13 protein-coding genes are annotated in these 18,741 nt (G+C 41.2%); 6 read left to right on the top strand and 7 right to left on the bottom strand.

What is annotated here, in order from left to right; all coding sequences use genetic code 11:
- Positions 1 to 23: 23 nt before the first annotated feature.
- The 5 genes from MKL38_RS01210 to MKL38_RS01190 all read right to left on the bottom strand — a co-directional run bounded on the left by MKL38_RS01210 (position 24) and on the right by MKL38_RS01190 (position 6,210).
- Positions 24 to 1,379 (bottom strand): MFS transporter, encoded by a 1,356-nt coding sequence (locus MKL38_RS01210; protein WP_270902268.1) that lies wholly within the window; start codon positions 1,377 to 1,379, stop codon positions 24 to 26.
- A 100-nt stretch (positions 1,380 to 1,479) separates the two neighbouring features.
- Positions 1,480 to 2,763: a DcaP family trimeric outer membrane transporter gene (locus MKL38_RS01205; protein WP_270902575.1), complete on the bottom strand. Its 1,284-nt coding sequence runs from the start codon at positions 2,761 to 2,763 to the stop codon at positions 1,480 to 1,482.
- Between the two features lie 279 nt (positions 2,764 to 3,042).
- Complete coding sequence (locus tag MKL38_RS01200; protein WP_270902267.1) at positions 3,043 to 3,714, bottom strand: class I SAM-dependent methyltransferase; 672 nt, start codon at positions 3,712 to 3,714, stop codon at positions 3,043 to 3,045.
- Positions 3,715 to 3,787: 73 nt separating this feature from the next.
- A complete protein-coding gene (locus MKL38_RS01195) occupies positions 3,788 to 5,482 on the bottom strand; it encodes an AMP-binding protein (protein WP_270902266.1) in 1,695 nt (564 codons plus the stop codon).
- A gap of 110 nt (positions 5,483 to 5,592) precedes the next feature.
- Complete coding sequence (locus MKL38_RS01190) at positions 5,593 to 6,210, bottom strand: TetR/AcrR family transcriptional regulator (protein WP_003651165.1); 618 nt, start codon at positions 6,208 to 6,210, stop codon at positions 5,593 to 5,595.
- Between the two features lie 144 nt (positions 6,211 to 6,354).
- On the opposite strand from MKL38_RS01190, the gene MKL38_RS01185 reads away from it, so the two are divergent.
- Genes MKL38_RS01185 through MKL38_RS01165 form a run of 5 tightly spaced genes read left to right on the top strand, consistent with a single transcriptional unit; the run spans position 6,355 to position 12,868 of the window.
- Positions 6,355 to 7,527 carry an isovaleryl-CoA dehydrogenase gene (locus MKL38_RS01185; RefSeq protein WP_003651160.1) on the top strand — a complete coding sequence of 391 codons (1,173 nt, stop codon included), beginning with the start codon at positions 6,355 to 6,357 and terminating at the stop codon, positions 7,525 to 7,527.
- 24 nt (positions 7,528 to 7,551) lie between these two features.
- Positions 7,552 to 9,153, top strand: a complete 1,602-nt coding sequence (locus MKL38_RS01180) for a carboxyl transferase domain-containing protein (RefSeq protein WP_270902265.1) — start codon at positions 7,552 to 7,554, stop codon at positions 9,151 to 9,153.
- A 9-nt stretch (positions 9,154 to 9,162) separates the two neighbouring features.
- A complete protein-coding gene (locus MKL38_RS01175; RefSeq protein ID WP_005041477.1) occupies positions 9,163 to 9,966 on the top strand; it encodes an enoyl-CoA hydratase/isomerase family protein in 804 nt (267 codons plus the stop codon).
- A gap of 11 nt (positions 9,967 to 9,977) precedes the next feature.
- Complete coding sequence (locus MKL38_RS01170) at positions 9,978 to 11,969, top strand: acetyl/propionyl/methylcrotonyl-CoA carboxylase subunit alpha (RefSeq protein ID WP_270902264.1); 1,992 nt, start codon at positions 9,978 to 9,980, stop codon at positions 11,967 to 11,969.
- Entirely contained in the window at positions 11,966 to 12,868 is a 903-nt protein-coding gene (locus MKL38_RS01165) for a hydroxymethylglutaryl-CoA lyase (RefSeq protein ID WP_270902263.1), read from the top strand. Before MKL38_RS01170 ends, MKL38_RS01165 begins: the two co-directional genes overlap by 4 nt.
- 252 nt (positions 12,869 to 13,120) lie before the next feature.
- Here MKL38_RS01165 and MKL38_RS01160 read toward each other — a convergent pair whose 3' ends face one another.
- Positions 13,121 to 14,062 (bottom strand): LysR family transcriptional regulator, encoded by a 942-nt coding sequence (locus tag MKL38_RS01160; RefSeq protein WP_092705465.1) that lies wholly within the window; start codon positions 14,060 to 14,062, stop codon positions 13,121 to 13,123.
- Positions 14,063 to 14,266: 204 nt separating this feature from the next.
- On the opposite strand from MKL38_RS01160, the gene MKL38_RS01155 reads away from it, so the two are divergent.
- The gene (locus MKL38_RS01155) at positions 14,267 to 17,749 is read left to right on the top strand and encodes an indolepyruvate ferredoxin oxidoreductase family protein (protein WP_270902262.1); all 3,483 of its coding nucleotides are present in this window, start codon (positions 14,267 to 14,269) and stop codon (positions 17,747 to 17,749) included.
- 61 nt (positions 17,750 to 17,810) lie between these two features.
- Here MKL38_RS01155 and MKL38_RS01150 read toward each other — a convergent pair whose 3' ends face one another.
- On the bottom strand, positions 17,811 to 18,614 hold the full coding sequence (locus tag MKL38_RS01150; RefSeq protein WP_270902261.1) for a thioesterase family protein: 804 nt from the start codon (positions 18,612 to 18,614) through the stop codon (positions 17,811 to 17,813).
- Between the last annotated feature and the right edge of the window lie 127 nt (positions 18,615 to 18,741).

Genomic DNA, 18,741 nt, shown 5'->3' with positions numbered 1-18,741 from the left:
TCCCCTACCTGTATCAATATTGATTAGTTACCTTCTAATTCAGCGGTAAGTTTCGGTGCAATCGGCTGTTTTTCAACTGCAGGTCGTCGAAGCATCATGACTGCTAAAAAAGCAAGAATTGCAGGAATTGCGATCATTACGAAATTCATTTTATGAGGTAATTCCAAGCCTAATAACATGCCGGTTAAGATTGGCCCAACAATTGCTCCAATTCGACCAACACCGGAAGCACAGCCAATTCCAGTAGAACGTACACTTAATGGATAATATTGAGCAACGTAACTATAAAGAAGAATTGAAGTACCAATGGTTGCGGCTCCTGCCACAGTCACCAAACCATATAAAACATAGGCTGGTGAGTTAAAGCCTAAACCGACTAATGCCATAACACCCGCCAGCAGCATTGCCATAATTACAGGTTTTAAATGGAATTTATCAGAAAGAATACCACCACCGATTGAACCAATCATTGCGCCGACATTTAAGGCAAACAAGAATAAAATACTCTTTCCGAGTGAATACCCTGCTGCAAGCATGAGTTTTGGTAACCAGCTGCTTAAGGCATACACCATGAGTAAGCACATAAAGAACACTAACCAGAACATCAGTGTATTGAATGCGCGGCCTTGTTGAAATAATCCCTTTACAGAGCTGCCTGTTGGAACATTCTCGTCATTAAGCACTAACTGCGTATTGATCGTTAGGTTTTGTTCAGGTGAAATTTTTTGAATAATTCGCTGTGCTTGTTCAGTTTTACCAGTTTTAACCAAAAAGGTTAAAGACTCAGGTAAAAACTTCCATATAACAGGCAACAAAAATAAAGGAATGCCTGCAATCAGGAACATAATTTGCCATCCCTGACTTTCAACCAAATAACTGCCAATTAATGCTGAAAGAATCCCCCCAATCGCATAGCCACTAAACATGGTACCTACTAAGGTGCTGCGTATACGTTTAGGTGCATATTCTGATGTAAGTGCAACTAAATTTGGCATTACCCCACCAATACCTAGTCCCGCTAAGAATCGAAGCACCCCAAACTCAAGTGGACTTGATGCAAAAGCACCTAAAAAAGTAAAACCACTAAAAAGAGCGACACAAATTAAAATCACATTTTTACGGCCTATTTTGTCTGCCAAAGTTCCAAAGAACATTGCCCCAAACATCATTCCGCATAGTGCTGTACTTGCTAACATCCCCGCCTGTACAGCCGTCAACGACCACTCTTGCATCAGCAAAGGTAGCACTACACCATAAATAACCAGATCATACCCATCAAAGATAATAATTAATAAACACCAAAGTAAAATACTCCAGTGATAAGGTCTAAATTTGGCCTGATCAATAATTTCATTTACATTTAATTTAGATGTTGTCATTTACCCACCTCCTCTGTGAGATAAATTCATATTCAATTTTTTAAAACGATATACTGCACCCTAAAGAAAAAACAGATTATTCAAGGTTTTATTGAATTAATTAAAAATCGTAACTCGCCATCATGTTGAAGCGGTTATCGGTCCCGTTACGCCCATCAAAAGTTTCTCGTTCGCCATAAACATATTCGACGCCCAAAGTAATTGGTTTATATGGGTTATAAAGTGCATTCACCCAGCCCTGCCAAAGCTCTTTATTTTGAGTTGTGCTATTACGTTGTAATTCAGCAAAACGATTGTCATCTTTGGCTTTCATATAGCCATAAGCTAAGGTTGAACGAATTTGTGGTGTAAATTGATGGGTTATGCCCAATGAAACAGTGTCAAATTCATTGCTATGCATATTGTTTTGATCATCTATTGCATAGCCGCTGTTACTCCATAGTAGGAAACGTCCATCTCCCTTAACATGGTAATAATCAGCTTTGAGTAATGTATCTGGCGTAATCTGATATTTCCCCCCTAGGCCTACACCCCAAGCCACTTCTTCATCATTGTTGGTTCTCTTTTCAGCCACAAAACTACGACCTGATAGCAGCGAGCCATTTGTAAATTTATGATTTAGGCGCCCTACCAAAGCTGGTAAACGCATTTTGTTATCAGGGTCTGAGGTCGCTGTATATTTCGGATCTTCAACCGATATTGCAAAGCTTGTATTTGCAGTTAAGTTATCGCTATAGCGAACTAACGGCGATCTTAATAATGCTCCACCTACAAATGTGCCTGCATCAATCGTTTCCGGATAATATTCTGGTGCAATAAATGTTGACCACGTTTGACCTACAAGCCATTTATCAAAAGTTAAATAGGCATGGCGTATACGGAACTGATCACGAGTGGCTGCCCCAAAGAAGTCCATTTCTAACTTCCCCCCCACATCACCCACGGCTGTTGGGGTTTTAAAATTCAACCCAAAGCGTGTCACATTAACGGTACTGTGCAACTGATCTTTTTGTGCGCCCTCTTCAGGAGTATTTTCGAGTGGAACCCCACTAATGTTGTTATACATGGTAGATGCGCCCTTCATTTGATAAGAAGCATCTGCCCGTATATATCCATAAAGGTTAAATTCTGCACCAGACTTAGTTAACCCTTGCTGTATTGGCTGTGCAGCTTGAGGAGTTGCAGAAGTTACTAGTTCCACTCTTCCCTGCGATAAAGATTTTTGAGCTTGTATATTTGCTTGTAGCATAGCTCGTAGTTCTTTTACTTCTTGGCGAAGTTGTTCTATTTCAGGATCTGTTTTGCCTGCAAAAGCAGAAGACACAAACAGGGCCACAGAAACCGCCAATAGGCTTTTTTGAACCGTTGTATTTAAAGCATTTATCATAAAACTTTCCTTTTTTGATCTTTAAATAGACTTAAAGATCTCGACATCCTTTTTGTTATGTACCTATTTAGATAGGTCCTTGAAAATTTGACTTTCTTTCTTAAGAAAGACCTTCCATCATATTTTTTAGACAAAACCTCCCTAAAGCGGCATTAGGGCCACTTTTTAATTTGTTTTAAGTAAAGCTAAATCTTTTAATTTTTTTCAGTTTTCATATTCTCTTCCTCATTGAGAATATTTAAGTGTTAAGACAACATTCCTATGTCTCTACCGGCATTATTTTTTTGCAATAAAACCCTGATAAGTCAGAACCTGTGCATAGGACTGCACGCTTTCAAAGCCAGTCTTTTGCAAAAGTTTTATATAACCTTCTGTGGTTAGGCTAAAAAAGTCTTGAGCCATACGCTCTAACATTTTCTGGCATTGCTCCTCAGTTAAGCCTTGTGCCAAGCATAAGTAACGTAAAGCTTGAAGCTGCTGAGGGTTTATACACGTCATTAAATCGTAGGTGAGCAAGACAGCATTTTCTTTTAAGCGATTATAAATATCTTTAAAGAACGCAGGTTTCATATCATCAGCAATAAAATGCGCCACAAGAATAGACAGTGCAGCATCAAAGCAATTTTCAAGAGGCAAAGCTGAAGTTTCACCGTGAATAAAGGTTACTTGTGAGGATTTCCCTAAAAGTTCAACCTGTTCTTGGGCTTTTTGAAGCATCGTTAAAGATGGATCAACGGCTGTAAATTTCCAGTTCGGATGTCTTTTAAGTAAATATTCGAGTTCATAACCCGTGCCACATCCCACAATTAAGATATGAGCATTAGGTTTCAACACTGATTGCAAAATGGCATCCACCTGTTGATGGATCACTTCATAACCCGGAATTAATTTACGGATATGTTCATCATAACCATCGACTACTTTTGGGCTATTAAAGTCTTTTGCCATTTTGTTTTATCCTCTATTTGAACTGCCTTTCAATTTATAGTTTGCTGCACTTTGACCACGCTTTTGGCTTTATTTAATCAAAGACATTTCCTGTTAAATTAAGCTCAGCACGCATAATTTCTTGTAACTTAAACTTTTGTGCTTTGCCTGAAGCAGTCATTGGAAATTCGTTAAAGAATCGAACATAGCGCGGCACTTTATTATGGGAAATATGCTCTTTACAGAATTGGCGAATACTATTTTCATCAATTTGGTGGTGTTCATGCAAAATAATACAAGCACAAAGTTCTTCGCCATATCTCGCATCTGGCAGGCCTATCACCTGTACATCGCTCACATCGGGATGGGTATATAAAAAGTCTTCAATTTCTTTAGGAAAGAGATTTTCCCCACCACGAATCACGACATCTTTAATACGGCCTTTAATTTTAATAAAACCGTCTTGATCCATTTCTGCAATATCACCCGTATGCATCCAGCCAGCCGCATCAATCACTTCACGGGTCTTTTCTTCTTCGCCCCAATAACCAGCCATGACTGAATAACCACGAACACATAGCTCGCCTAAAGTCCCTTGCGGAACAATCTGACCTTCTAAATCGACAATTTTAATTTCAACATGCGGATGAACATGCCCAACTGTGCTTACTCGCTTATCAATCGAATCATTTACCGAACTTTGTACACTTACTGGTGAGGTTTCAGTCATGCCATAACAAATCGTGATTTCAGACATATGCATGCGGTCTATAACACGCTGCATAATTTCACGTGGACAAGGACTGCCTGCCATGATGCCCGTTCTTAAGCTCGATAGATCAAACTCATTAAATTGTTCATGTTCTAAAGTTGCAATAAACATGGTTGGTACGCCATATGCTGCCGTACAACGTTCTTGATGAATCGCTTTTAACGTTTCTAAAGGATTAAATACAGCCGATGGATAGACCATCGTTGCCCCATGTGTAACACACGCTAAATTCCCCATCACCATGCCAAAACAATGAAACAACGGCACAGAAATACAGACTTTATCTTGAGGCGTTAAACGAATGCCTTCGCCAACAAAATAGCCATTATTTAAAATATTATGGTGGGTCAACATGGTCCCTTTTGGGTTACCTGTTGTACCTGAAGTAAATTGGATATTAATGGTTTCATCAAATTGATGTTGCTTAGTTAACTGTTTTAATTGTTCAAGCTGCTCAGAGTTTGGTGTTGTAACTAAATCACTAAAACGATGAATACCGATATGTTGCTGGTCATCAATTTTAATCACGAATTTTAAATGTGGCAGTCGTTCTGAACTGAGTACTTTATCAGGACTGTTTGTTAACTCAGGGGCAATTTTTGTGAGTAATTCTTGGTAATCGGTGGTTTTGAATTGAGAAGCAATAATCAATCCTTTGCATGAGACTTTATTCAACACATATTCAAGTTCATGGCTTTTATAAGCTGTATTTAGATTGACTAAAATAATGCCTGCTTTAAAAGCTGCAAATTGGGTAACTGTCCATTCCACACAGTTTGGTGACCAAATCGCTAACCGGTCGCCTTTTTTTAAACCCAATTTCAACAAGCTACAAGCAAAAGCATTTACTTCATCCTGTAAAGCTTTATAGGTTAACCGTCTGTTTTGATGAAAACTGACAATTGCTTCCTTTTCTGCATATTGCCGACAGGCCTGATCAAATTGTTCACCAATGGTCATACCCAATAAGGGCTGTGTGCTTGGTCCCGAGGCGTAGCTTAACCGTTCTTGTTGCATTGAATCATTCTCCTTGATTCTTTGTAATTCTCTTCATACCTGATCTAATTGTTGTTACTGCAACTACTTTTCCAAATCGCCTACTTTGTAATGTTTATCCTTTATATGCCCTATTTCTTCTGCACAGCATCTACACAAAAGTCAGCAATCTGTTTTGAAAAATAGTCTCTGTGTGCTTGATCAAACTTTGTATTTTGAGCTGGATCTAGGGGTTCAACGACCACATAGGTCATGGCACCAACAACACAAAGTGCTGCTGTATTTAAATCATCCAAGACAAACTCACCACTTGCATTTCCATCCGCAAGTATTTTTTTCATACTTTGTTTAATCAATTGCTTCACACGAAAACGCTCATGTTCAACCGTTGAATCGACGGGTTCAAACATGAGTGAATATGCAAGCTGAGGACTATTCAGTGCCCGTTTTACAAAAGTTGCCACAGCCTTATGTAATTTCTGTTTTGCCGATAAATCACTTTCGGTAATCGAATCAATCACCAATAGTTCTGTGTTAATGGCCTCAGACAAAACTTCAATGAGCACTTGGCTTTTATTATCGAAGTAGCGATAAACCAGACCACTTGATACACCCGCTTGCTCTGCAATTGTTTGTATTTGTGCGTCTTTAAACCCTCCCTCTGAAATTAACTTTCTGGCTGAACTCAAAATCGACTTACGATTTTGCTCCATCCGCTCTTGCATTAAAGATGATCGTTTATAGCTCATAATTTATTCTCTAACAAATAAAATGAATTGTAAATCATTTTATGAATCTGTATTCACTTTTTTAAAAAATCATTGTATGGTACATCTCAAATACCCACAAAATATTTTATGGACAACAAATATAACCAATAGGATGAAAATATCATGAACCTACGCAGCTTGAATTTCGGTCTAGATGAAACTTTAATTGCGCTTCAAGATTCGGTAGCCGCTTTTTGTGCAAAGGAAATTGCACCAATTGCTCAACAAGTTGATCAAGACAACAAATTCCCTGCACATCTCTGGAAAAAATTCGGAGATATGGGTCTTTTAGGCATGACCGTTTCTGAAGAATATGGCGGTGCCAATATGGGTTATTTAGCTCATATTATTGCCATGCAAGAAATTTCTCGCGCTTCGGCAGCCATTGGCCTCTCTTACGGTGCTCATTCTAATTTATGTGTAAACCAAATTAACCGAAACGGTAACGAGCAGCAAAAGCAGAAATATTTACCCAAACTGATTTCTGGCGAATATGTAGGTGCCCTTGCGATGTCTGAACCAAATGCTGGTTCTGATGTGGTTAGCATGAAATTACGTGCTGAGCAAAAAGGTGATCATTTCGTTTTAAATGGTTCAAAAATGTGGATCACCAACGGCGGTGATGCAGATGTACTTGTGGTTTATGCAAAAACTGACCCTAAAGCTGGTGCGAAAGGCATGACTGCTTTTTTAGTTGAAAAAGGCATGAAAGGCTTCAGTCACGGCAACCATTTAGACAAACTTGGTATGCGTGGCTCTAACACTTACCCACTGTTTTTTGACAATGTGGAAGTGCCTGCTGAAAACGTACTTGGTGGCGTGGGTAATGGTACAAAAGTACTCATGAGCGGCCTAGACTATGAACGTGCAGTTTTAAGTGCTGGACCTTTAGGAATTATGGATGCCTGTTTAGATGTGGTAATTCCTTATTTACATCAACGCGAACAGTTTGGTCAGGCTTTAGGTGAATTCCAGCTCATGCAGGGCAAACTTGCTGATATGTATTCAACGTGGTTGGCATGTAAAGCACTCGTTTATGCGGTTGGTGCTGCTTGTGACAAAGCCGACCATGACCGCAGCCTACGTAAAGATGCTGCAAGTGCCATTTTATATTCTGCTGAAAAAGCCACATGGATGGCAGGCGAAGCAATCCAAACTCTGGGCGGTAATGGTTACATCAATGAATTCCCTGCTGGTCGTTTATGGCGCGATGCAAAACTTTATGAAATTGGTGCCGGAACTTCTGAAATTCGCCGCATGCTGATTGGCCGCGAACTCTTCAATGAAACCAAATAATAATTATAAATAAGGACGCATCTTATGAACCAATTACAAAGCAAGATTAATGTTCGAAGTGAAGACTTCAAAACAAACCAGCAAGCCATGCAAACATTGGTCACAGATCTAAAACAAGTTGCCCAACTTATCGCTTTAGGTGGTGGTGAAAATGCCCGTCAAAAACATTTGGCTAGAGGGAAACTTTTACCTCGCGAACGTATTGATCAACTGATTGATGTCGGAACCGCATTTTTAGAAATTGGTCAATTGGCAGCGTACAACGTTTATGAAGATGATGTTCCTGCTGCGGGTGTGATTGCAGGTATTGGTCAAATAAACGGCATAACTTGCATGATCGTTGCCAACGATGCAACGGTTAAAGGTGGAACGTATTATCCCCTTACGGTTAAAAAACATTTACGTGCCCAAGAAATTGCCGAACAAAATCACTTGCCTTGTATTTATTTGGTAGACTCAGGCGGTGCTTATTTACCAATGCAAGATGAGGTTTTCCCTGACCGCGATCACTTCGGGCGCATTTTCTATAATCAGGCACGCATGTCGAGTCTGGGTATTGCCCAAATTGCTGTCGTAATGGGTAGCTGTACAGCAGGTGGCGCTTATGTACCTGCCATGTCTGATGAAACGATTATTGTACGTAACCAAGGTACGATTTTCTTAGGCGGTCCTCCTTTGGTAAAAGCTGCAACTGGCGAAGTGGTGAGCAGTGAAGATTTAGGTGGTGGTGATGTACACACACGTCTTTCGGGTGTGGCTGACCATTTAGCTGAAAATGATGAACATGCAATTGCCATTGCACGGAACATTGTTGCTAACTTAAATAAAAAGCCAAACGACTTAAATAAACAAGTTGATGAACCATTGTTTGATGCATCTGAACTCTACGGCGTGGTGCCAAGTGATGCACGTAAGCCTTTTGATATTCGTGAAGTGATTGCACGCATTGTAGATGGTTCTCGTTTTGATGAGTTTAAAGCACGTTTTGGCTCAACCCTCATTACTGGTTTTGCTTCGCTTTATGGTATGCCAGTCGGAATTATTGCCAATAACGGGATTTTATTTTCAGAGTCTGCACAAAAAGGTGCACACTTTATTGAACTGTGTACTCAGCGCAATATTCCTTTGTTATTCCTACAAAACATTACGGGCTTTATGGTCGGTCGCCAGTATGAAAACGAAGGGATTGCAAAAAATGGCGCTAAACTGGTCATGGCAGTTGCAACCGCCAATGTGCCCAAACTCACCCTGATTATTGGTGGTTCGTTTGGTGCGGGGAACTACGGTATGTGCGGACGCGCTTATTCACCACGCTTTTTATGGACATGGCCAAACTCTCGTATTTCAGTGATGGGCGGCGAACAAGCAGCCAGCGTACTTTCAACCTTAAAACGCGATCAAATTGAGCAAAAAGGTGCCGAGTGGTCAGCTCAACAAGAAGATGAGTTTAAACAACCCATTCGTGAACAATACGAACGCCAAGGCCATCCATATTATGCTTCTGCCCGCCTTTGGGATGACGGTGTAATTGACCCAGCTCAAACCCGTCAAGTACTTGGTTTAAGCCTTGCTACTGCAATGAATGCCCCTATCCAGCCAACCAAATTTGGCGTGTTCCGCATGTAAGAGGTGTATATGAGCTATCAATTTTTACAACTCGAACAACAAGGTCAAGTTGCCTATGTTTGGCTGAATCGCCCTGAACTACACAATGCCTTCAATACAACAGTGATTGAAGAATTGCATGCTTGCTTTAAGCAAATTAATACACGTGATGATATTCGTGTTGTGGTTTTAGCTGGTCGTGGCAAAAGCTTTTCGGCAGGCGCTGACCTGAATTGGATGAAACAGGCAGGTCAGGCATCTTCAGCAGAAAATGAAGCAGATGCTCTAAAACTCGCGCAAATGTTAGATGCACTTGCAACGCTGAGACAACCGACTATTGCCCGCGTTCATGGCATTGCCTTTGGTGGAGGTATGGGCTTGGCATCGGCATGTGACATTTGTATTGCCAGTACAGATGCCAAGTTTGCAACCTCTGAAGTACGTTTAGGACTTGCCCCATCTACGATTAGTCCCTATGTGATTCGTGCGATTGGTGCAAGACAAGCCTCTCGTTACTTCTTAACTGCTGAGCGTATTTCGGCACGTGACGCCAAACAAATTGGCTTGGCACATGAAGTCGCAGATGCGGAAGACTTAGACAGAAAAGTTCAAGAAATTATTGATGCTCTATTACTCGGTGGCCCGCACGCTCAAGCTGCATCAAAACAACTCATTCAAATGGTGAGTAATCAAACCATGAGCAATGACTTGCTACAACAGACGGCGCATCATATTGCTCAAGTTCGCCAAGGTAGTGAGGCAAAAGAAGGTCTGAGTGCCTTTTTAAATAAACAACAGCCTGCTTGGGTTTCTAACTCGAATAACAACAATTAAGGACGATCATCATGTTTGAAAAGATTTTAATTGCGAACCGTGGTGAAATTGCCTGCCGTGTGATTCGTACAGCTAAAAAATTAGGTATTGCAACGGTTGCTGTTTACTCTGATGCAGACGCAAATGCACAACATGTCAAACTTGCAGATGAAGCCATCTATATTGGCCAGTCGCCTGCGACTCAAAGTTATTTACAAGCTGACCGCATTATTCAAGCTGCCATTGATACAGGTAGCCAAGCGATCCATCCGGGCTATGGTTTTTTATCCGAAAATGACCAGTTTGCACTTGCTTGCCAACAACACAATATTTGCTTTATTGGCCCGCCAGTCGATGCCATTTTAGCTATGGGTTTAAAAGCCACGTCTAAAGCTTTAATGGAAAAAGCAGGCGTCCCTTTAACACCGGGTTATCACGGAACCAACCAAGACGCTGAATTTTTAAAACAACAGGCAGACAAAATTGGCTATCCAGTTTTAATCAAAGCTAGTGCTGGCGGTGGCGGTAAAGGCATGAGCTTGGTTGAGCGCAGTGAAGATTTTCTGCATGCATTAGCTTCTTGTAAGCGCGAAGCTAAATCGAGCTTTGGTAATGATGATGTCTTGATTGAACGCTATGTGATTCAACCACGTCACATCGAAGTACAAGTGTTTGGCGACACACATGGTAATTATGTTCATTTATTTGAACGCGACTGTTCCGTACAACGTCGCCACCAAAAAGTATTAGAAGAAGCTCCAGCTCCACAAATGCCAAGCGAAAAGCTTGATGCGATGCGTCAGGCTGCTATTGATGCTGCACGTGCAGTAGACTATGTCGGTGCCGGTACGGTCGAGTTTATTGTGGAACAAGACGGCACGGCGTATTTCATGGAAATGAATACCCGCTTACAAGTCGAACACCCAGTGACTGAAATGATTACCGGTGAAGACTTGGTTGAATGGCAACTTCGTGTAGCTTATGGTGAATCTTTACCTAAACTACAAAACGAATTGCAAATTCACGGGCATGCGCTCGAAGCACGTATTTACGCCGAAGAACCTGAAAAAGGCTTTTTACCTGCGATTGGTAAAATTGACTATTTGCACTACCCAACTCAAAACCAATATGTGCGTGTAGACAGCGGTATTGTTGAAGGCGATGAAATCACGACGTATTACGACCCAATGATTGCCAAACTGATCGTATGGGGTAAAAACCGTGAAGCTGCACTCATTCAAATGCAACATGCCTTAAGTCAATTCCATGTAGATGGCTTAGGCAATAACATTGCCTTTCTTGAAAAGATTGTTCGCAGCGACTCGTTCAAACAAGCCAAACTTGATACCAACCTGATTCAACGCGAACAAAACTTCTTGTTTAGCCCTGAAGACATCAAGCCAGAACTTGTAGTCGCAGCAGCATTTATTGAGTTTTTAAGTAAACTCGAAAACAATCGCTCAAGCCAAAAACAGCTTTGGCAGGCTCAGCCACTTTGGCGCCTAAATATTGCCTATCAGCACAGCATTAAACTGAATTATTTAAACCAAAATATTCAGATCAAATTTGCTTCAAATGAACAAGGCTTCACCGCAGAATATAACGGACAAAGCTATCCTATTTCTGGTCAATTAATTGATGCGCATACTGCCTCTGTTCAAATTGGTGGATCTAAGCAAAAGCTATCTTTTAACCAAAGTCAGCAAGGCATTACGCTATTCCAAAATGGGCAAAGCTATAAATTTGCTTATATTCGTCAAGACTTTAATCAAGCAGATAGCCAAGCCGATGAAGGTCACCTGAAAGCCCCAATGCCGGGTGTCGTCACGCAAGTGCTGGTGAGTGCAAATCATAGCGTTAAGAAAGACGATATTTTAATGACGCTTGAAGCAATGAAAATGGAATACACCATCCGTGCCCCTAAAGACGGCTTGATTGTAGACTCCTATTTCCAAGTCGGTGATCAAGTCAAAGCTGGCGATGAACTTGTGGAATTTCAGCCTGCTCAGGAGGAAGTTGCATGAGTGAGTTTGTCAAAATTGTGGAGGTCGGTCCGAGAGATGGCCTCCAAAATGAAAAGCAGGCTTTAACGGTTGAACAACGCTTAAACTTTATTAATGACCTGATAAATGCAGGCCTAAAATCTATTGAAGTGGGTTCATGCGTTTCGGCAAAATGGGTACCTCAAATGGCTCAAAGTGACGAGCTATTTAAACTGTTACCGCAGACCACAGATATGCAATTTAGCCTGCTCACTCCAAATATCAAAGGTTTTGAGACGGCTCAAGCGGTAGGATGCAAAGAGGTTGCGGTGTTTACCGCAGCTTCTGAAAGCTTTACCCGTAAAAATATTAACTGCTCTATCGATGAAAGCTTTGAAAAATTTAGCGATGTCATGAGCGCAGCGAAAGCACATAACATACGTGTACGTGGCTATGTCTCTTGTATTGTCGATTGCCCTTATGAAGGCGCGATTGCACCTGAGCAAGTAGTGAAAGTCGTTAAACGGCTCTATGACATGGGATGCTATGAAGTGTCTTTAGGTGAAACCATTGGCACCGCAACACCAGATCGAGTTCAAAAGGTTTGGCAAGCATGCCTTTCTGAACTAGACAGCAAGGTTTTAGCTGGGCATTTCCACAATACCTATGGCATGGCGATTGCCAATATTTATCAGTCCCTACAACAAGGCATTCGTGTTTTTGATTCGTCTCTTGCAGGACTTGGTGGTTGCCCTTATGCCAAAGGAGCTTCGGGTAATGTATCAACTGAAGATTTGTTCTATTTGCTTTCCCACATGGGATTTGAGACTGGCATTGACTTAGAAAAACTGATGCAAGCCAGCCAAAATATTAGCAATGTATTAAACCGAAAAAGCTTGTCGAATTATGCAAATGCTTATTGGCAAACCAAGTGTGCCTAATAATAAATTAAAATAACTCAACTTCTGGTATAAGGCTTAATCTATTAGGCTAAGTACCAGATCATGGCGTTTAATCTTTATCTCATTCTGATCAGGAATTGGGACTAAATCCCTCATGCAATTTATTTAAAATCTATCATTCATCTCTGTATTAAATGCCCCTCTCAACAGAAGCATTCTCTACCCTATTTTTATTCTAATCCGTATTATTGTTCATCCTTTTCTATCTTAGTCCTTAAAAAATTTATCTCATTATTTATAAAAATAAGATGCATCCATTTCAATTCTTGGCGAAATATATTCTTCCACCCAATCCAACCATGCACGCGTTTTGGCGTCAATAAAATGACGTGAAGGCAATAACGTATAAACCCCAATATCGGGCGAACGCCACTCAGGCAAGATATGGCATAATCTTCCATTCTGAACCGCGTCTAAAGCCGAAAACATCGGCAATAACGCCACGCCCATATCTTGTTGCACCACATCTAATAATAATTCTGGGTTATCTGCAATGAGTTGCCCACCAATATCAATTTGGTAAGACTCACCATTTGCATTTAACAAATGCCAATCTGCTGTAATCGATGGATTAACTAATCTTAAACAAGCATGATTTTTTAAGTCTTCTGGTGACTTAGGAACACCATGTTTTTCTAGGTACGCAGGTGAAGCACATAAAACAGAAAAAATAGTGCCAATTCTGCGAGCGACAAAGCGGGAGTCTGTTAAAGACTCAGTGAGATAGAGACTCACATCTACCCCTTTTGCCAACAGGTCCGGAACGTACTGCGATGTCGTATATTCCACCGTTAACTCGGGGTAATTTTTGCAAAACTCGGCCATGACTGGAAAAACATAGTGATGCCCAAAGCTTCCCATGCTTAATACACGTAAACGTCCTTTCGGTTTAGATGCCGTTCCTGTTACTTCTGATTCTGCTTCATCCACTATTGAAATGACTTGGCGACAGCGCTCTGCATAAGTTGCACCAATATCGGTCAGTGCCTGCTGGCGCGTTGAGCGTTGTATTAATTTTGTACCTAAGCGTGTTTCTAGCTCGCTGATAAGACGTGAAACCTGTGCTGTGGTCAGATCCATCTGCTCAGCTGCTGCTGTGAAACTCCCGCTATCAATCACTTTCAGGAATGCATGCATCGCATGCAATAGTCCACCATCGAGATTTTTGCGCATAACGTAAATATGTTTTCCTAAATTACGGATTGTTGCACCAGTTTAGATCAACCACAATGACTAAATGTACATACATTGGCACTAATTCTTTTTAAGAAGAGGAACCGATCTTTTTTTATTTCGTATGTCACTTGCTCCAAATATTCAACTGGATGTTGAAAAAAGAAAGTAGTCCGAGCTACTAAAAATTCTAAGGAGATATAAATGAACATAGCTACAAAAGTCACTCCAAATATTATTGCAACAAAGGATGTGTCACTTGAAGATAAATATATAAGTGATAACGGTACAGCATATATGACCGGCATTCAGGCACTTGTTCGATTGCCTCTTGCCCAAACTCGCCGTGACGCGATTAATGGTTATCATACTGCTGGTTTTATTTCTGGTTATCGCGGTTCTCCTGTTGGTAACTATGATAGTTTCCTTTGGCAAGTTCAAGGATTACTTAAATCCCATAATGTTGTATTTCAACCTGGTGTAAATGAAGACTTGGCTGCTACCGCAATTTGGGGTACGCAACAAGTTAATCTTTCAGGCCAAGGCAAATATGATGGAGTGTCTTCTTGGTGGTATGGTAAAGGCCCTGGTGTTGACCGTTCAGGCGATGTACTCCGCCATGCTAACTTAGCTGGTACCTCTGAACGTGGTGGTGTGGTTGCTTTATTTGGTGATGACCACTCTTGTAAATCTTCTACAATCCCTCACCAGTCTGAACATGTCATGATTGGTTGTGGTATTCCAATTTTCTACCCAACATCCGTTCAACAAATTTTAGACTTTGGTGTACACGCTATTGCCGTTTCACGTTTTTCTGGCCTATGGTCTTCAATGAAGCTGGTCAGTGAAATTGTAGAAACTTCTGCTTCAGTTCATGTTGATCTAGACCGTGTTACTCCAGTTATACCAGAAGATGTCAATTTCCCAGAGGGCGGCGTTAATATTCGTTGGCCAGATCACGGCATTCAGCAAGAAGAACGTCTTTATAAATATCGCTTACCTGCTGTTTTGGCTTATGCCCGCGCGAATAAAATCAATACCGTAACATGGCCTTGTGAAAATGCTCGTATTGGTATTGCCGCAAGTGGTAAAGGTTATTTAGATACGATTGAAGCCTTACGCATTTTAGGTATTGAAGATGAAACTGCCCAACAGCTTGGGCTACGTGTTTATCAAGTTGGTCTAATTTGGCCTTTAGAACCTCAAGGCGTTCGTGAATTTGCTGAAGGTTTACAAGAACTGATCGTTATTGAAGAAAAACGTCCAATTATTGAAACACAAATTAAAGATGAGCTGTATTCACTTCCTGATGGCAAACGCCCACATGTGATTGGTAAAGCCACCGATGGTAAAGGTGAATGGAGTACCTCTATTGAGGAAGCACCGCTCATTGGTCATTATGAGTATCAGCCTGAACCTATTGCAAAAATGCTGGCTGCTCGCTTCTTAAAACTAGATATTCCAGAAAGCCTAAAAGTACTAATCCAAAGCAGAATCGACTTACTGCTAAAAGCAGAGCAAGAATCAAAACGTGTTATTGATCTTGCTGAGCGTAAACCATATTTCTGTAGTGGTTGCCCACATAACTCTTCAACAGTAGTTCCTGAAGGTAGCCGTGCGCTAGGTGGTATTGGTTGCCACTATATTGCTGTTTCACTTGACCGTGGTACCGAAACGTTCTCTCAAATGGGTGGTGAAGGTGTAAGCTGGGTCGGTGCATCGCCATTTACCAATGAAAAACACATTTTTGCTAACCTTGGTGACGGAACTTACTTCCACTCAGGTTACTTAGCAATTCGTCAGTCCATCGCTGCAAAAACTAATATTACCTACAAAATCCTCTACAACGATGCGGTCGCTATGACAGGTGGTCAGCATGTAGATGGACATTTGAGCGTTGCGCAGTTAACTCGTCAGCTTGCTGCTGAAGGTATTAAAAAACAAGTCATTGTGACTGATGAAGTTAAACTATTAAACGAAGAAGACGGCATTGCACCAGGTGTCGAAATTCGCCACCGCAATGAACTCGACACAGTTCAACGTGAATTGCGTGAAGTTTCAGGTGTGACCGCTTTAATTTATGTACAAACCTGTGCAAGTGAAAAACGCCGTCGCCGTAAACGTGATGCCTACCCTGACCCAGCTGAGCGTTTATACATTAACAGTGATATTTGCGAAGGCTGTGGCGACTGTTCGAAAAAATCAAACTGCTTATCTATTGAGCCAGTAGAGACTGCTTTAGGGACTAAACGTCAAATTAACCAAAGTAGCTGTAATAAAGACTTCACTTGTGCCGAAGGGTTCTGCCCTAGCTTTGTGACTGTACATACACGTGATATGAAACGTCCAGCTAAATTTGAAGGTATTGGCGCAGGCTGGCCAACATCACCAATTATTCCTCAGTTATATGATGTTCCAAGTCGTATTATGGTCGGTGGTATTGGCGGTACAGGTGTTGTGACTATTGGTGCACTCCTTGGTATGGCTGCGCACCTAGAAGGTAAAGCAACACGTGTTATGGACATGGCAGGTCTTGCGCAAAAAGGTGGTACGGTTTACTCATACGTACAACTTGCAGCAAGTGATGAACAAATTTCTTCTACCAAAATTCCAGCAGGACAATGTGAGTTATTGATTGGTGCAGATGCCGTAGTCGCTGGCGGTAGTGCCGCACTTTCTCGCTTAAGAGATGATGCTTTAGTCATTGTTAATGAAGACAGCACGCCGACTTCTGACTTTATTAAATCTCGTGACTGGTATGCCCCTATTACCGATTTAGTTGATCGTCTTCGTGGTCGTGTTCGTCAAGGTCAATTGGTTTCATTACCAGCAGCTCGCATTGCAACACAACTATTGGGCGATGCAATCTATACCAATCAGTTATTACTCGGTATGGCATGGCAATCTGGCCGCATTCCGCTCTTACGTGAAAGCATTGAAAAAGCAATTCGCTTAAATGGTACTGCTGTTGAAAAGAACATCGAAGCTTTCCGTGTGGGTTGTCACCTTGCAAGTGACCCAACTTTAGCTGCGCGTTTACTTGCAGCAATGCCAAAAACCAAAACGCCGCAAACGTTGGCTGAACTTGTTGAAGACCGCTCTGCTCGTCTTACAGACTATTGGAATGACGCTTATGCAACTAAATACCGTACACTGGTAGAACTGGCTGCTAAAAAGTTACCAGAAGAATTAACTGGTACGATTGCAACCCAGCTTTATAGAGTCATGGCGTACAAAGATGAATATGAAGTTGCACGTCTGTTAACAGGCAAAAGCTTCAAAGAATCGATTGAAACACAGTTCGGTCAAGGCTTACGTTTAACTTACCATCTTGCTCCGCCAGCGTTACTTGGTGGTCTTCAAAATGTTCGTAAACGTGCATTTGGTTACTGGATGCGCTTCCCAATGATGATGCTTGCTCGCCTACAATGGCTACGTGAGACTTTCCTCGACCCATTTGCTCGCCAAGAAGAACGTCAACACGAACAAGCATGGCGTGACCGTTACATCGCATTTGTTGAAGCACTTGTTGAAGCTCCAGAAAATCATAACTTGGCTGTTGCTGAACAAATTGCAAAATTACCAGCAGAAGTTCGTGGTTATGGACATATCAAAATGAAAGCAATGGATGCTGCAAAACAGCGTTGGGATGAACTTACACCAACACTGCTAAAAGTCCGTAACTAAAAATTAAATCTCAAAATAAAAAAGTCATCCTCAGGGATGACTTTTTTATGGGTTCAAATATTTATTTGACCATCTTACGTAAAGTTAAAATCTGCTCGCTTCTTCCAAATGGGCCATAGAGGTCATGTAAAACCGCACTGGTTAAGCCAATGCCATCCGATCCATATTGCTGAACAGTTTCCAAACCTAACCATTTACCTTGCGGATAACGATGCATGTGAATTTGCAAATCAAGATTTGGAAAGCCCCACGTAAACTCACCCTCTTGTCTTGGCACAATTCCGTTTGCGGTATCCACCATGCCAATCAAATGTGCAAAATCTGTGGTCGGTTGCCCTTCAACAATTTCTTTATGATTATTTAGCCAAACAATGCCTTTACCTGCGCGATGCTGATCATCAATTTTTGTCACTAGTGTTTGAATAAAACCACCCGGCCATCTTTTCATACCCTTCCATTCTGTAAACGTATCAGGATGATGAACTGGCTGATCTTCAAGCCCAGCAATATCGGAACTGTCTTGAGTACACATTCGCCATGCTCTGGCAACAATACAGGTTTTACCTTGTGCTTGCATTTCAGCTTCTATTAGCTCAATTGTTTTTCCGGCACGAATCACATGCGTCTTAATCGTAAATTCACCAAAAGCAATAAGACCAAAAATATCAAAACTAATTCGACCAATTCGCATATCTTGTCGTGGCGAAAATTGCTCTAACTCAGCTGCTATTAAGCCACTTGCTGGTGCCATATGCTGTTCATGAGGGTTCCATGCCCCTTGTGCATGAACAGTTGAGCAATAATGAGCAATAACTTCGCCTTTAGGACCAATTGATCTATTCAGTAATTGATAATAAGCATTCATGATTTTCTTTCCGTAGTCCTTATCGAACATCAATATTTAATGAAAGTTCAAGTTTTAATGCTTATATTAGTGATCTATTCCTTTGGCTAAATTGGTTTTTCCTACCAAAAACTCATGAGTCTAAAGT

This window comes from Acinetobacter sp. AOR14_HL (assembly GCF_027855175.1).
GTDB lineage: Bacteria > Pseudomonadota > Gammaproteobacteria > Pseudomonadales > Moraxellaceae > Acinetobacter > Acinetobacter calcoaceticus.
The sequence above is the reverse complement of the archived record's forward strand: the minus strand, read 5'-3'. Positions and strand labels throughout refer to the sequence as shown.